This is a genomic window from Citrobacter sp. Ce119 (assembly GCF_030334525.1).
Classification (GTDB): Bacteria; Pseudomonadota; Gammaproteobacteria; order Enterobacterales; family Enterobacteriaceae; genus Citrobacter; species Citrobacter europaeus.
In genome coordinates this window covers 380,813-395,651 of sequence record NZ_JAOWDR010000045.1, presented here as the reverse complement: position 1 = coordinate 395,651, position 14,839 = coordinate 380,813, and the positions used below count along the sequence as shown (strand labels likewise).

Genomic DNA, 14,839 nt, shown 5'->3' with positions numbered 1-14,839 from the left:
GAGATTATTATGCGTAACTACGATTTATCCCCACTGCTGCGTCAATGGATCGGTTTTGACAAACTGGCCAATGCCTTGCAAAACACCGGTGAAAGCCAGAGCTTCCCGCCATATAACATCGAAAAGAGCGATGATAACCACTACCGCATTACCCTTGCGTTAGCCGGTTTCCGCCAGGAAGATCTGGATATTCAACTGGAAGGCACGCGCCTGACCGTGAAAGGTACGCCGCAACAGCCGGAAAAAGAGACCAAATGGTTGCATCAGGGGCTGGTCACTCAGCCGTTCAGCCTGAGCTTCACGCTGGCTGAAAATATGGAGGTCTCCGGCGCAAGCTTCACTAACGGCTTGCTGCATATCGATTTGACCCGGAATGAACCTGAAACCATTGCTCCACAACGTATCGCCATCAGCGAACGTCCCGCATTAGAGAGTTAAATAGCTCCATGCCTTTGCCCCGCCAGAAATGACGGGGCTTTTTTGTGCTTTACCACCCATACATTGCGACTGTACTCTGCGAGAATCCATTTACTTAATGATGTTATTCACAGGGAACAGGATAATGAGTGATATAGCATTGACGGTCAGCGTTCTGGCATTGGTGGCGGTTGTCGGATTATGGATCGGCAACATAAAAATACGTGGTGTTGGTTTTGGCATTGGAGGCGTGCTGTTCGGCGGTATTATCGTCGGACATTTTGTCGATCAGGCAGGGATGACCCTGAGCGGCGACATGCTGCATTTTATTCAGGAATTTGGCCTGATTCTTTTCGTCTACACCATCGGTATTCAGGTGGGGCCGGGCTTTTTTGCGTCACTGCGCGTTTCCGGGCTGCGGCTGAATCTGTTTGCCGTACTGATTGTTATTATGGGTGGCCTGGTCACCGCGATCCTGCATAAGATTTTTGCCATTCCCCTTCCGGTGGTGCTGGGAATATTTTCCGGTGCGGTCACCAATACCCCGGCCTTAGGCGCGGGCCAGCAAATTCTGCGCGATCTGGGTACCCCTGCTGATGTAGTGGATCAGATGGGGATGAGCTATGCCATGGCCTATCCTTTTGGTATCTGTGGTATTTTGCTCACGATGTGGCTGATGCGCCTCATTTTTCGCGTTAACGTCGATGCCGAAGCCCATCAGCATGAATCCACGCTGACCAACGGACACGCGCTGATTCAGACGATGAACATCCGCGTGGAAAACCCAAACCTCAACAATATGGCGATTCAGGATGTCCCGATTCTGAACAGCGATAAAATCATCTGCTCGCGTTTGAAACGTGAAGAGACATTGATGGTGCCGTCGCCAGGGACAATTATCCAGATGGGCGACCTGTTACACCTGGTCGGTCAGCCTGGCGATCTGCACAACGCGCAGGTGGTGATTGGGCAGGAGGTGGACACATCGCTGTCGACGCGAGGTACCGATTTACGCGTTGAGCGCGTGGTGGTGACCAACGAACAGGTACTGGGTAAACGAATCCGCGACCTGCATTTCAAAGAGCGTTACGACGTGGTTATCTCCCGTTTGAACCGTGCGGGGGTTGAGCTCGTAGCCAGCAGCGACGCCAGCCTGCAATTCGGGGATATCCTCAATCTGGTGGGGCGTCCCGCGTCCATTGATGCCGTCGCCAATGTTGTGGGTAACGCGCAGCAAAAACTGCAGCAGGTGCAGATGCTGCCGGTATTTATTGGTATCGGGCTGGGTGTTCTTCTGGGTTCAATCCCACTGTTCATCCCGGGGTTCCCGGTGGCGTTAAAACTGGGTCTGGCCGGTGGGCCGCTGATCATGGCCTTGATCCTGGGGCGTATTGGCAGCATTGGTAAGCTGTACTGGTTTATGCCTCCCAGCGCTAACCTGGCGCTGCGAGAGTTAGGTATTGTGCTGTTTCTTGCGGTGGTTGGTCTGAAGTCAGGCGGTGATTTTGTCGATACTCTGACGCAGGGCGATGGCCTGAGCTGGGTGGGCTACGGGATTTTCATTACTGCGATTCCGCTGATTACCGTGGGATTGCTGGCGCGTATCTTCGCCAAAATGAACTATCTGACGCTGTGCGGTATGCTGGCGGGTTCGATGACCGATCCCCCCGCGCTGGCGTTTGCTAACAACCTGCATGCCACCAGCGGGGCGGCGGCGCTCTCCTATGCTACCGTTTATCCGCTGGTGATGTTCCTGAGGATTATCACGCCACAACTGCTGGCGGTGCTTTTCTGGGGGCTGGGTTAGACCGTTAAACCCAGCCGAACAAATTGCTCTGCCGGGGCGTCGCTTTCATGCAACAGGCGCACCAGCAGGGCAATCATCCGCGCCTCCACCTCTTTATCATCGATTGGCGTAAGCTGTTGCGGATCGGTGTGTAAATCGAACAACAAATTGCCTGTGCGATTGATCCCTGGATATTTCTCACGCGACGGAATACGTAATGTTTTGACGCCTTTAGTGAAGCTAAAAGGAGGGGCCAGTGTGAACGACTGCAATTCCTTCACATCAAAGCGTGTGTTCATCTTGATGGGCATCAGGGTGTAGTTAGCGATGTCATTCTCACGTCCGGGTAGCGCGGCGCGCATATAGACATAGCGACCATCAGTGACATTGACATGCCCGCTGAATACGCCAAACAGGGCCGCATCACGCACAGGCGTGTCATCCTCAAGAATTTTCGCCAGTGGATGTCCTTGCACATCGGCAGGGATCGGTTGATTAAAGAACTCCAACAGCGTGGGGGCCCAGTCAATCATCTGTACCAGCGCGTTGCGATGAACTCCCCGTTGACCACCACGTGGATCCCAGATAAACAACGGATTGTTTGCCACTTCGTTATAGTACGGCATCTGGTTTTTGGCCCACCACCCATGCTCTCCGAGCAGGAAACCATGGTCGGTACCGACAATGAGCATCGTGTCGTGCCACATGTCAAAGCGGTCCATCATGTCGAGAATACGTCCCAGGTTGTGGTCGCACATCGACACCAATGCACGGTAGCGACAGCGAATATGCTCTACAGCCTGCTCGCTCTCTTCCACCTTACCGCGTGGCCAGTCGTAATGCGGCCCCTCCCAGCTATCCTGATACAACGAGAGATAGGCTTCAGTGGTATAAAACGGCTCATGGGGATCGAACGTTTCAACCTGTAGTAACCAATTATCCTGTTGATGGTTTTTTTCGACAAACTCACAACCCGCGGTAAAAACACAAGATTGCGGGAAGTCTGCTTCTTGTTGGATATAGTCACGGTTGACCCAGTCTTGCCGCCATAACCCGGACTCACCGCCCCCAGTCTGTTTCTGTGGGACACGTAGTACCTCTGGAATGGTTGGATCTGCAACGCTGGCTTTCCAGTGATCGCCTTCCTGACCACGAATGATTTCCCACGTGTTATAGCGGTTGTGATAGTTACCGCCACCGTCCTCCCAGTAGTGCAGATGGTCGCTAATAAGATGCGTATAGATCCCCGCCTTTTTCAGCAACTCCGGCATTGAGTCATCAAATGGCTCCAGCGGCCCCCACTCCCTGTGCAAAAAGTTATGTCGACCAGTGTGCAGCTCTCGACGGGCGGGCATACAGGGCATGCTGCCAACATAACTGTTGTTGAACGTCGTACAGTGTGCTGCCAGGCGCTGAAAGTTAGGAGCCTGGGTTACCATATCGCCGTAAGGTGGCAGATAATGTTTATTCAGGCTGTCGAACAACAGGATAATTGCTTTCATCTGCGCTCCTTAACGGGGAGATAACAGGTGCGGGAAATGCGCCTCAATCACCGCATAGATCTGCTTACCGATAGTCTCTCCATCCATGATATTTTCGATGGGAATAAGGTACTGGCCATGGCGAGGATCCAGACTGACGACATCAATCAGTTTTTTAGAAATAGCATAGATATCTGCCCATTCAGTAAAGCCACCCACTTCGCCAGCGGCGGTATGTTCCATCGCAAATTCAAACTGAAAATCATATTTAGCCAGTGCTTTTTTTACGACCGTTTGCAACATTACGCTACTACCGACACCATAGCCGCAAACAAACAGAAGATTAATTTTGTCTTTCATGACGATATCCTTTTTATGCGAAGTTAGTTAGCCCGCGTAAGGGCCCAGATTGAATACAGAGGCGATCAGTTTCAGTAATTCACAAATGGCAGGCCATAATGTTGCCCAGTCAAATATACCGGTCCAGCCAACCCCTTCTGCTGCCAGGCCTGTTAAGGGAATTGCCCATACTGTGCCGAAGGTTTGAATAATCCCCAGCAGGAATGTACAAATGATAACGGAGCGATAACCCCCCATCCGGTTGGCTAAAACGCCAATGGGACCGCCGGAGAAGAAAAGGGGCACAAAACCAGGTAATACCATAATAGGGCTTTTGGTAATAAGCAGGATCCCCATAGAGAATATGGTGCCGAAGGTACAGAAGATGAATCCAAGCGTGGCTGCATTTGGTGAAAAAGGTAATAGTGCGGCAACATCTACAGCCGGAATTGCATCGGGGATTAATCGATCTTGCCAGCCTTTAAAGGAGGCATTTATTTCCCCAACCATCATTCTCACGCCCTGCAGGAGAATAACCATATACATAGAAAACTGCAGTCCGAGGTTAATCACATAGATATACCAGGGTTTGCCTTTTGCCATCAATTGAACATTTTCAATACCGGTCGACAGCAAAAATCCGCCGACGAATAGCGTCATCACAATGGCAATAGCGGTGACGTTATGGTTAAAAATCGCCAGCCAGCCGGGGAGCTTCATGTTTTCGGCATCCTGCTTTTCAGCATCGCCAAACAGGTGGGCGAATTTTGAAAAAAACCAGATCCCGAGCATCTGATTATGAGCGATAGTAAAACCGGCATTATTGGTGATTTTAGCAACGGGTTTAGCAATTAACGTTGTGGCAAAGGCCCAGAAAACACCCGTTAAAACACCCGCAATGATGATTGACTGTACCCAGCCAAAGCCCAACCAGAAGACGATCAACCAGAGTACGGCCTGCGAGTGGGAAACCCCGGTATTACCGGTTAAGAAAATCCCTTTTACTCGCGTATAGCGACCAAAAAGCACCAATAAAAGGTTGGTAAAAAACGCCAGTACGAAGACGTAACCGACGTAGCCAAAGTTATCCCCGAGGGCAATTTGGGTAGCCGCTTTCATGGCATATGAATCCATTAAATAACCATGAATACCGTAGGATTTACTAACGGCATCTGCGACAGGCTTAAAGGTGGCCGAAAATTGGAATCCGCCAAATAACACCATCATCAACCCGACCATCGCGCTAACCATGCCCGTTATAATTTTAATTGGCGGCTTTTTATCAAGGGCATAACCTAAACCCACTAACAAACCAATTAAGATAGCGGGCTCTGTTAAGAAAGATTGTATTACATCGATAAATTCAGAAAACATAACTCAGTCAACCTCCGTGATATTCGCTTCCAGATCAAAGTTGTTGGTGCTCATTCAATAACGGACGACTATTTATTTCTGCGACAGATTTTTATGAAAACAAAACCACCATAATAATCAAAATCGCTCAATAAAAGATTGGTTGTGATTTTTTGTGATTTAATTTGCAAAAATAAGAGATTGATAAATAAAGTGCATTAAAAATAATATGTTATTTATTTTGTGAATTTTATTCTTATATAGATATGTGTGATATTATTTTTGATTTTATTTATATATAAAATATGGATATTTTATTGTTTTTTATTTTTGTTGATTATTGATTGTTGCACTTACAGTGTAAAAACATATCAGTGCATCGCCAGGTATACTCGGTTGCATGATAAAGCTTACTGTGGAAATAAGACTATTCCATAGACTAATAAATAAAGGACTGAAAAATGGATACAACCTATACTGTTAAAATTAACCCTTATGATCAAAATAAGCTCTGCGCATTAATTCAGTTAGATAATACAGAGGCGGTAAGATTTGATTATACTGTGCAGGGTAAAATATCTAATGCCGATTTTAATTACAGCACAGATGAATACTCTACTAATACTCAAATTATCGTTGTGGGTCTGTATGCTGACTATCTTAATACGATCACATTGAATATTTATAAGGCGGATAGTGAAACAACCACTTTCTCGGTAACAATCTCAACAGAGGGCCAGGACTACGGCGATGTGCCGCTGGCGCTGACAATCAATATTGATGACAGCGAGATGGCGGAAAACACCTTAGGCCAGGGCTGGTTTGTCACCAGTGCCTGGAATGGCTATGACATTAATGGCGATCTGCGCATTACCGGCCTCTTCCCCTGGATGTACGGTAACCTTAAGGTCATCGACAATGCGTTGTGGTCAGCGTTGGCCAGTGAAACGTATGACCCCGATAAGCATGCATTTGCCCCCGCCTTGTATCGTTTTAACCTGGCGGGTAACGTTTCGCAAACTTATACCGCACCTGCTGGTTATGGTTTTCATCACGACATCACTACGGATGGGAAAGGTAATATTTGGTTGTTGGGTTCGTTGCTGGATAACTGGAGTGATGAGCAAAAACTGGAGTGTGTAATTTATAAATATGACATCGCCAGTGGAGCGTTACTCTGGCAGCGTGATTACTCTCAGGTGTTTTTAGGGGCCACGGTGCTGGATAATACTGATACCAACGATGTGCATTTTAATAGCCTCGAATATGTAAAAGAAACCAATCAGTTAATCGTTAACTCACGTTCAAGCTGTACTATTATTGGCCTGAATATTGACTCTGGCGATCCTGAGTGGATTATTGATAATCCGGATTTCCCGGTGTTGGCTAGCCCAATCAATTTGAGTGTGGTGAATACCGACGATTTTAACTATCCCAACGGAGAGCATGCGGTCTTTGTTACGCAAAACAGCAAGTACCAGGCCTGGAGGGGTGAAAATAAGTTCGTCCTTTCTCTGTTTAACAATAATTCCTGCGCGGATGAGAGTGGGAATGAGTTGGTTCGCATCATTGAATCTGATCCCGTCTCTTATACTTCAGCAGAGCTTGATTCCCTGCCTACTATTCTGGCTGTCGATTTAACCGCTTCAACGGTAGAGAGATTGGATCTGTTTAGTTTTCCTGGCCAACGTAGTGAGCTTACATCGTCGGTCTTTGATGTAGGTAATGACTATTACAATGTCTATTTTGGTGCAGAACAATCCTTCTTTGTCTTTGATACAGATAACAATATTGGCCTTTCTGTTTACAATATTGATACGGGATTAGGCTATCGTGGCCGCATCTTTACGTATGAGGAATTACGCTCACTGATCTAATGTTGTCATCTTTTTCGACATTATTTTGCTACTTTCAGGTGGACGTATCAAAAATGGTTGTCCACCTGGTATCTACGAATGATGCCGGGATTGTCATTTCACTTCTCATGTTTAAGCACTGCCGAGGGCGCATAGCCAAACTTGTGTTTAAAGGCTTTGCTGAAATGAAATGAGTCAAAAAAGTTAAGCATATCTGCCACCTGTCCGACCGTATTCCCTTCCTGCTTTAACAGTGACAGCGCCAGTTCCAGCCGGGCATCGAGATAATATTCCTTCGGTGTTTTACCTGTGTAACGTAAAAAAAGACGACGTAGCCAGGCTTCGCTGCAGGGGATGGTGGCCGCCATATCCGCCACGCTCCACCGCCTTTGCAGGCTGGCATGCAGAGTGGCAATCAGTTTTTCAATTTGTATCCGCTGCGGGTCTTTTTTACCTTCGGCGTAAATAAGACAAATCCATTGATAAATTATTTTTGTGAGAAAAGCGACGGCCAGATTATTTTTCATTGAGTCTTGTGACGTAATTAATCGCGAGACCTCGGCCAGTTCTTGATTATAAATATCACCATTATAAATAATGCTTTGCTGGCGTAACGGAATATCCATTACGCTGGTTGGAGTGAATTCCATCCAGTATTGTTCCCATACTAATCCTTCACAATGATAAGACTGAATGTCTGTTGGTTTTAAAAATATTATACAATTTCCGGTGAGGGTAATGTGTTCGCCGCCTTTTAGCAGGATTTTCCCACAGCCCTGGACGGTATAGACAGCAACCCATGAATTAGCTATCAGTGGCTTTTTCTTATCGCGTGGCCAAATAACCCGGTAATGTTCGTCGGCATAGGTGTGCCACAGCGAGATCAATGAAATTCCGCTTGAGATCACATTTTCGTTAATCAATAGGGGAATATTGTACGTAGTTTCGTTTTTTACATGCGAACTTTGCATCTTTCCATTCATTTTAATTTCCCGCCGGAGAATTATGCCCACAACCTGAACTTAACAGAAAAAATCCGTTCAGGGATATGACGTTTTTATTTTAAGAAATCTGACTGCCTGACCCGGTGCGTAATACCTCCGATTTTCCCTACCGCTGCCGGGACATAATGATAAAAAGGGCTATGAGATGAATACGCTACAAATTCTAAGCTTTGTGGGTTTTACGCTGCTGGTGGCGGTAATCACCTGGTGGAAGTTACGGAAAGCGGATACCGGATCGCAACAAGGATATTTTCTGGCGGGGCGATCGCTAAAAGCGCCGGTTATTGCTGCGTCGCTGATGCTAACGAATCTCTCGACGGAACAACTGGTAGGGTTAACCGGCCAGGCTTACCGCAGTGGAATGTCGGTAATGGCATGGGAAGTTATCTCAGCGATCCCGCTCATTTTTCTGGCGCTGATTTTTTTGCCGCGTTATCTGCAGCGCGGCATTGCTACTATTCCGGACTTTATTGAGGAGCGTTATGACAAAACGACCCGCATTATCATCGACTGCTGTTTTTTAATTGCCACGGGGATTTGTTTTCTGCCGATCATTTTGTATTCCGGCGCGCTTGCCTTTAACAGTATGTTTCATGTTACTGAAACCTTTGATATTTCCCAGCATACGGCAATTTGGTTGATGGCGGTGGTATTGGGGATTAGTGGTATTTTGTACGCCGTGGTCGGTGGGATGCGTGCCATCGCTATTGCCGATGTGATTAACGGTATCGGTCTGGTGATTGGCGGTCTGATGGTGCCACTGTTTGGCCTGATGGCAATGGGTAAAGGCAGCCTGAGCGAAGGGATTACGCGCTTAACGCAGGATCACAGCCAGATGTTGAATTCGATTGGCGGGAGTAACGACCCGGTACCGATCGGCGCGGCGCTGACCGGGCTTATTCTGGTGAATACCTTCTACTGGTGTACGAACCAGGGAATTGTTCAACGTACGCTGGCGTCAAAAAGCTTATCGGAGGGACAGAAAGGGGCCTTATTGACGGCAGTGTTGAAGATGCTGGATCCGCTGATTCTGGTATTGCCTGGCGTTATCGCCTTTCACCTTTTCCAGGATCTCCCAAAAGCGGATATGGCTTACCCGGCGCTGGTAAACAAAGTCATGCCGTTGCCGCTGATTGGCTTTTTCAGCGCCGTATTGTTCGGCGCGATCATCAGCGCGTTTTGCGGTTTTCTCAACAGCGCCTCGACACTCTTCAGCCTCGGTATTTATCGTCGACTGATTAACGAGCAGGCCAGCCCCGATAAACTGGTCAGCGTGGGACGTCGCTTTGGTTTTATCGTCGCGGTTATTTCTGTGCTGGTTGCGCCGTGGATTGCGTATGCGCCACAGGGGCTTTACAGCTGGATGAAACAACTCAACGGCATTTACAACGTACCATTGGTGACCATCGTTATTATGGGCTTCTTTTTCCCCCGCATCCCGGCGTTGGCGGCGAAGGTTGCGATGGGGCTGGGTATCGTCAGCTACATCACCATCAACTATCTGGTGAAATTCGAGTTCCACTTCCTCTACGTGCTGGCCTGTACCTTCTGCATCAACGTGGTGGTCATGCTGGCTATCGGTGTTATCAAGCCGCGTGCCACGCCGTTTAAATTCCATGATGCTTTCGCGGTCGACATGAAGCCGTGGAAAAACGCGAAGATCGCCTCTGTTGGCGTCCTGTTTGCGATGATTGGCGTTTATTCTGGTCTGGCGCAGTTTGGTGGTTACAACTCTCGTTGGCTGACAATCTTCAGCTACGTCATCACGGCAGCAGTAGTGATATACCTGATTTTCAGCAGTTGGCAGTCGCGGCGTATCTCTACTGAACACTGTGTCTCTGACGCTAAGGATAAAGCATGACCCGCCCTAATTTTCTGTTCATTATGACCGATACTCAGGCAACCAATATGGTCGGTTGCTACAGTGGTAAGCCGCTGAATACCAATAATATTGATAGTCTGGCGGCGGAAGGTATTCGCTTCAATTCCGCTTATACCTGCTCACCGGTCTGCACCCCGGCCCGCGCGGGGTTGTTTACCGGTATTTATGCCAACCAGTCTGGTCCGTGGACCAATAACGTCGCGCCGGGGAAAAACATTTCCACCATGGGGCGCTACTTCAAGGATGCGGGCTATCACACCTGCTACATCGGCAAGTGGCATCTCGACGGGCATGATTACTTTGGTACCGGCGAGTGTCCACCCGAGTGGGATGCCGACTACTGGTATGACGGGGCCAATTACCTGGCAGAACTGACGGATAAAGAGATCGGTTTGTGGCGTAACGGTCTGAACAGCGTGGAGGATTTGCTGGCCAACAATATCGACAAAACCTTCACCTGGGCGCATCGTATCAGCAACCGGGCGGTCGATTTCCTCCACCAGCCAGCGCGTAACGATGATCCCTTCCTGATGGTGATTTCCTACGACGAGCCGCATCACCCGTTTACCTGTCCGGTGGAGTATCTGCAGAAATATCAGGACTTTTACTACGATCTGGGCGCGAAAGCGCAGGATACTCTGTGCGATAAGCCTGAGCATCATCGCCTGTGGTCGCAAGCGATGCCGTCTCCGGTGGGTGAAGACGGACGCTATCACCATCCACTCTATTTTGCCTGCAACGATTTTGTTGACGATCAGATTGGCCGGGTGATTGATGCCTTAACGCCAGAACAGCGGGAGAATACCTGGGTTATTTATACCTCCGATCACGGTGAGATGATGGGAGCGCATAAGCTCATCAGTAAGGGGGCGGCGATGTATGACGACATCACGCGAATTCCGCTGATTATGCGCCCGCCGCAGGGAGAACCGATGCAGGTAGACACGCCGGTCAGTCATATCGATCTGCTGCCGACGATGATGGCGCTGGCGGGCATTGAGCAGCCACAAATCCTGCCGGGTGAAAACATCCTTAACATTGAAAAGCCACGCGGCGTGATGGTGGAGTTCAACCGTTATGAGATTGAACATGACAGTTTTGGCGGATTTATTCCGGTACGCTGCTGGGTGACAGACGACTGGAAGCTGGTGCTGAATCTGTTTACCAGCGATGAGCTTTACGACAGACGAAACGATCCCGATGAGCTACACAACCTGATAGATTCGCCACAATTGGCCGACGTTCGCTGCCAGATGCACGATGCTCTGTTGGACTATATGGATAAAATCCGCGACCCGTTCCGTACCTACCAGTGGAGTTTGCGTCCGTGGCGTCCGGACGCCGTACCGCGCTGGATGGGCGCTTTCCGCCCACGCCCGCAAGATGGCTATTCTCCGGTGGTACGCGATTACGACACCGGTTTACCAACCCAGGGCGTAAAAATGGAGGAGAAAAAGCAGAAGTTCTGACTACAATGCCACCTGACGCAAATACCCATATTTGCACTTACCTGTAGGCCGGATAAGGCGTTAGCCGCCATCCGGCAATGACAGCCAGAGGAGTTTGGATGAAGATTTCCCGCCTTGGAGAAGCCCCGGATTATCGCTTCTCGCTGGCAAATGAACGTACCTTTCTGGCGTGGATCCGTACCGCGCTGGGATTTCTGGCGGCGGGCGTTGGTCTTGACCAACTGGCTCCGGATTTCGCCACGCCGGTCATTCGTGAGCTTTTGGCGCTGTTACTGTGTCTGTTTGCCGGTGGCCTGGCGATTTATGGTTACCTGCGCTGGCTGCGTAATGAGAGGGCAATGCGTCTGAAAGAGGATTTGCCGTATACCCATAGCCTGTTAATCATCAGCCTGATTTTGATGATCGTCGCGGTGATTGTCATGGGACTGGTACTGTATGCCGGATAGCCGTAAGTCGCGACGTATCGCCGACCCGGGATTACAACCGGAGCGAACATCGCTGGCCTGGTTTCGTACGCTGCTGGGCTATGGCGCGCTAATGGCGCTGGCGCTGAAGCACAACTGGCATCAGGCGGGATTTCTGTTTTGGGTTTCAATTGTGGTGCTGGCGATGGTGGCCATCGTACTTTGGCGCTATACCCGTAGTCGTACCCTGATGGATGTTACGCATAGTGATTTTTCTGAATCTCGCGCGGTGCGTGACAAATTTATGATCTCCCTCGCGGTGTTATCCCTCGCAATACTGTTTGCTGTAACGCATGTTCGCCAACTTATTGCATTTATCGGGAATTTAGCATGACAGGATGTCAGGTCATGGCCAAGCCGGCCAGCTCTCGTTGTAACCTTGATTGTCGTTACTGTTTTTACATTGATAAGCCCACTCAACCCGAAATGGATGATGCCACCTTAGAGACGTTTATTCGCCAGCATATTGCCGCGCAGCCGGGGTCTGAAGTGATGTTCGCCTGGCAGGGTGGAGAGCCAACCCTTTGTGGTATCGACTTTTTTCGCCGCGTAGTGACCTTGCAAAAACAGTACGGGCAAGGGAAGCAAATCCATAATGCTTTCCAGACCAACGGGATTTTGCTCAACGACGAATGGTGTCAGTTTTTACGTGAAAACGGCTGGCTGGTTGGGATTTCCCTGGATGGCCCTGCCGAGTTGCACGATGCGTATCGCGTTAACCGTAGTGGAAAACCGACTCACCATAAGGTGGTGGACGCCATTGCCAGGCTGCGTAAGCATCAGGTGGAGTTCAATCTGCTGGTGGTGGTTAATTCTCTGAACAGTCAGCGGCCCGGGTTGATGTATCACTACCTTCGCCAGCTTGGCACGCCGTTTTTGCAGTTCATTCCGCTGGTTGAATATTATGAAAAAGGCGAGCTTACCGCCGAATCTGTCCCGCCGCAGGCATGGGGAACCTTCCTGAATTCCGTCTTTGATATCTGGGTCAGAGAAGATATTGGTCGCGTATTCGTCCAGTTATTTGATTCAACCCTGGGCGTATGGTGCGGGCATCCGGCGCAGATGTGTTCGCTAAGCTCCACTTGCGGGCATGCGTTTGCTCTGGAAGCGAATGGCGATCTGTATCAATGCGATCACTATGTCTACCCTGATTTTCGCCTGGGTAATATTCATCACACGTCGCTGAGTGAGCTCAATGCCAGCCCGCAGGCAACGGAATTTGGTCACTCCAAGAAGGCCACGCTGAGTGCGGAATGTCAGGCGTGTTCGTTGTTACGCTTTTGCCATGGTGATTGTCCAAAGCATCGCGACAGCAGTGGAAAAAGTGCGATTTGCGGCGGGTACAGCGCTTTCTTCAACCATACCGCGCCGCATATGCGCGTGATGCGTGACCTGCTTAAGCAACATCGCTCACCGATGGAACTGATGGCGATGCTGCGTTAAGGTCAGCAACGTTTAACGCCCTTTGGCCAGATACTGCGCCATTTCTTCTTCAGGTACCATGCCGCCGCCGGTCGCCCACACCAGGTGGGTGGCGTTATTGAGCTGCTCTGCGCTGAAGCCGTGCATCTGCTGATAGTCAGCAGAGGCGCATACGCGTTGCGGACCGGCCATCCCGGCCAGCGCCGACGGCTCAAGGCGAATGCCTTCTTCCTGCGCCAGCCAGCCCAGCATGTCGTACATCGTCTGATCGTCCAGGGTGTACAGACCGTCGAGCAGACGTTCCATCGCCCGGCCAACAAAGCCGGACGCACGACCTACCGCCAGCCCATCCGCCGCCGTCAGGTTATCGATGCCGATATCCTGCACGGAAATCGTATCGTGCAGCCCGGTATAAATCCCCAGCAGCATGCAGGGGGAGTGGGTCGGTTCGGCGAAGAAGCAGTGCACGTTGTCGCCGAAGGCCAGCTTCAGGCCAAACGCCACGCCGCCAGGACCACCACCGACGCCGCACGGCAGGTAAACAAACAGCGGATGGTCGGCATCCACCACGCGTCCTTGCTGGGCAAACTGCGCCTTCAGACGCTGGCCCGCGACCGCATAGCCTAAAAACAGCGTGCGGGAATTTTCATCATCGATAAAGAAACAGTTCGGATCGGATTCTGCCGCCTTACGACCCTGCTCAACCGCCACGCCGTAATCTTCTTCATACTCCACTACCGTCACGCCGTGACTGCGCAGTTTGGCTTTTTTCCACGCGCGAGCGTCGGCAGACATATGCACCGTCACCTTAAAGCCGATACAGGCGCTCATAATGCCAATCGACATGCCGAGGTTGCCGGTGGAGCCTACCGCGATGCTGTACTGGCTGAAGAACTGTTTGAACTCAGGTGAAAGCAGAATGCTGTAATCGTCTTGTGTGGTCAGCAGACCGGCTTCCAGCGCCAGTTTTTCCGCGTGTGTCAGCACTTCATAAATACCACCACGCGCTTTAATTGAGCCGGAAATCGGCAGATGGCTGTCCTTCTTCAGCAGGATTTCTCCGCGGATAGGCTGCCCGTACTCTTTTACCAGCCGTTTTTGCATCGCCGGGATCGCGGCCAGCTCGGATTCGATAATGCCGCCGGTGGCTGCGGTTTCCGGGAATGCCTGCGCCAGATACGGCGCGAAGCGCGTCAGACGAGCATGGGCATCCTGAACATCGTGCTCGGTCAGGCCAACGTACGGTAAACCTTCCGCAAGAGAGGTGGTGCCAGGGTTAAACCAGGTCGTCTCCTTGAGAGCGACCAGGTCTTCCACTAAAGGATACTGGGCGATAAGTGTTTGAATATTTTCCATAGTCAGTCTC

Annotated in this window: 13 protein-coding genes; 8 read left to right on the top strand and 5 right to left on the bottom strand. The window is 50.1% G+C overall.

The window, feature by feature from the left end:
* Window positions 1-9 precede the first annotated feature (9 nt).
* Both ibpB and OGV80_RS08410 read left to right on the top strand, forming a co-directional pair.
* Window positions 10-438, top strand: coding sequence for a small heat shock chaperone IbpB (ibpB, locus tag OGV80_RS08415; protein WP_047407721.1), 429 nt, complete (start codon window positions 10-12; stop codon window positions 436-438).
* 124 nt (window positions 439-562) lie between these two features.
* Window positions 563-2,224 carry a putative transporter gene (locus tag OGV80_RS08410; RefSeq protein ID WP_200001128.1) on the top strand — a complete coding sequence of 554 codons (1,662 nt, stop codon included), beginning with the start codon at window positions 563-565 and terminating at the stop codon, window positions 2,222-2,224.
* On the opposite strand, the gene OGV80_RS08405 is transcribed toward OGV80_RS08410, so the two are convergent.
* Genes OGV80_RS08405 through OGV80_RS08395 form a run of 3 tightly spaced genes read right to left on the bottom strand, consistent with a single transcriptional unit; the run spans window position 2,221 to window position 5,397 of the window.
* Window positions 2,221-3,705, bottom strand: coding sequence for a sulfatase (locus OGV80_RS08405; RefSeq protein WP_286514507.1), 1,485 nt, complete (start codon window positions 3,703-3,705; stop codon window positions 2,221-2,223). The two genes, OGV80_RS08410 and OGV80_RS08405, sit on opposite strands and share 4 nt — an antisense overlap.
* 9 nt (window positions 3,706-3,714) lie before the next feature.
* Window positions 3,715-4,044: a PTS sugar transporter subunit IIB gene (locus OGV80_RS08400; protein WP_087052859.1), complete on the bottom strand. Its 330-nt coding sequence runs from the start codon at window positions 4,042-4,044 to the stop codon at window positions 3,715-3,717.
* 27 nt (window positions 4,045-4,071) lie between these two features.
* Window positions 4,072-5,397, bottom strand: a complete 1,326-nt coding sequence (locus OGV80_RS08395) for a PTS sugar transporter subunit IIC (RefSeq protein WP_087052858.1) — start codon at window positions 5,395-5,397, stop codon at window positions 4,072-4,074.
* A 440-nt stretch (window positions 5,398-5,837) separates the two neighbouring features.
* Here OGV80_RS08395 and OGV80_RS08390 point away from each other — a divergent pair, with 440 nt between their 5' ends.
* On the top strand, window positions 5,838-7,253 hold the full coding sequence (locus OGV80_RS08390) for an aryl-sulfate sulfotransferase (protein ID WP_286514502.1): 1,416 nt from the start codon (window positions 5,838-5,840) through the stop codon (window positions 7,251-7,253).
* A gap of 98 nt (window positions 7,254-7,351) precedes the next feature.
* On the opposite strand, the gene OGV80_RS08385 is transcribed toward OGV80_RS08390, so the two are convergent.
* On the bottom strand, window positions 7,352-8,215 hold the full coding sequence (locus OGV80_RS08385; protein WP_043018801.1) for an AraC family transcriptional regulator: 864 nt from the start codon (window positions 8,213-8,215) through the stop codon (window positions 7,352-7,354).
* Between the two features lie 166 nt (window positions 8,216-8,381).
* On the opposite strand from OGV80_RS08385, the gene OGV80_RS08380 reads away from it, so the two are divergent.
* The 5 genes from OGV80_RS08380 to OGV80_RS08360 all read left to right on the top strand — a co-directional run bounded on the left by OGV80_RS08380 (window position 8,382) and on the right by OGV80_RS08360 (window position 13,494).
* Window positions 8,382-10,097, top strand: a complete 1,716-nt coding sequence (locus tag OGV80_RS08380; RefSeq protein WP_286514498.1) for a solute:sodium symporter family transporter — start codon at window positions 8,382-8,384, stop codon at window positions 10,095-10,097.
* The gene (locus OGV80_RS08375) at window positions 10,094-11,587 is read left to right on the top strand and encodes a sulfatase-like hydrolase/transferase (RefSeq protein ID WP_286514497.1); all 1,494 of its coding nucleotides are present in this window, start codon (window positions 10,094-10,096) and stop codon (window positions 11,585-11,587) included. Before OGV80_RS08380 ends, OGV80_RS08375 begins: the two co-directional genes overlap by 4 nt.
* Before the next feature lie 98 nt (window positions 11,588-11,685).
* Window positions 11,686-12,033: a YidH family protein gene (locus OGV80_RS08370; RefSeq protein WP_042311462.1), complete on the top strand. Its 348-nt coding sequence runs from the start codon at window positions 11,686-11,688 to the stop codon at window positions 12,031-12,033.
* The gene (locus tag OGV80_RS08365; RefSeq protein WP_043018797.1) at window positions 12,023-12,385 is read left to right on the top strand and encodes a DUF202 domain-containing protein; all 363 of its coding nucleotides are present in this window, start codon (window positions 12,023-12,025) and stop codon (window positions 12,383-12,385) included. Before OGV80_RS08370 ends, OGV80_RS08365 begins: the two co-directional genes overlap by 11 nt.
* Window positions 12,382-13,494: an anaerobic sulfatase maturase gene (locus OGV80_RS08360; protein WP_286514496.1), complete on the top strand. Its 1,113-nt coding sequence runs from the start codon at window positions 12,382-12,384 to the stop codon at window positions 13,492-13,494. The genes OGV80_RS08365 and OGV80_RS08360 overlap by 4 nt, the downstream gene beginning before the upstream one ends.
* A 12-nt stretch (window positions 13,495-13,506) precedes the next feature.
* On the opposite strand, the gene dsdA is transcribed toward OGV80_RS08360, so the two are convergent.
* A complete protein-coding gene (gene dsdA / locus OGV80_RS08355) occupies window positions 13,507-14,829 on the bottom strand; it encodes a D-serine ammonia-lyase (protein ID WP_043018795.1) in 1,323 nt (440 codons plus the stop codon).
* Window positions 14,830-14,839 lie beyond the last annotated feature (10 nt).

What these genes read in the sequence shown, in the direction of transcription:
- ibpB (WP_047407721.1), top strand. Translation starts at nt 10, where the DNA reads ATGCGTAACTACGATTTATCCCCACTGCTGCGTCAATGGATCGGTTTT.
- OGV80_RS08410 (WP_200001128.1), top strand. Translation starts at nt 563, where the DNA reads ATGAGTGATATAGCATTGACGGTCAGCGTTCTGGCATTGGTGGCGGTT.
- OGV80_RS08405 (WP_286514507.1), bottom strand. Translation starts at nt 3,705, where the DNA reads ATGAAAGCAATTATCCTGTTGTTCGACAGCCTGAATAAACATTATCTG.
- OGV80_RS08400 (WP_087052859.1), bottom strand. Translation starts at nt 4,044, where the DNA reads ATGAAAGACAAAATTAATCTTCTGTTTGTTTGCGGCTATGGTGTCGGT.
- OGV80_RS08395 (WP_087052858.1), bottom strand. Translation starts at nt 5,397, where the DNA reads ATGTTTTCTGAATTTATCGATGTAATACAATCTTTCTTAACAGAGCCC.
- OGV80_RS08390 (WP_286514502.1), top strand. Translation starts at nt 5,838, where the DNA reads ATGGATACAACCTATACTGTTAAAATTAACCCTTATGATCAAAATAAG.
- OGV80_RS08385 (WP_043018801.1), bottom strand. Translation starts at nt 8,215, where the DNA reads ATGAATGGAAAGATGCAAAGTTCGCATGTAAAAAACGAAACTACGTAC.
- OGV80_RS08380 (WP_286514498.1), top strand. Translation starts at nt 8,382, where the DNA reads ATGAATACGCTACAAATTCTAAGCTTTGTGGGTTTTACGCTGCTGGTG.
- OGV80_RS08375 (WP_286514497.1), top strand. Translation starts at nt 10,094, where the DNA reads ATGACCCGCCCTAATTTTCTGTTCATTATGACCGATACTCAGGCAACC.
- OGV80_RS08370 (WP_042311462.1), top strand. Translation starts at nt 11,686, where the DNA reads ATGAAGATTTCCCGCCTTGGAGAAGCCCCGGATTATCGCTTCTCGCTG.
- OGV80_RS08365 (WP_043018797.1), top strand. Translation starts at nt 12,023, where the DNA reads ATGCCGGATAGCCGTAAGTCGCGACGTATCGCCGACCCGGGATTACAA.
- OGV80_RS08360 (WP_286514496.1), top strand. Translation starts at nt 12,382, where the DNA reads ATGACAGGATGTCAGGTCATGGCCAAGCCGGCCAGCTCTCGTTGTAAC.
- dsdA (WP_043018795.1), bottom strand. Translation starts at nt 14,829, where the DNA reads ATGGAAAATATTCAAACACTTATCGCCCAGTATCCTTTAGTGGAAGAC.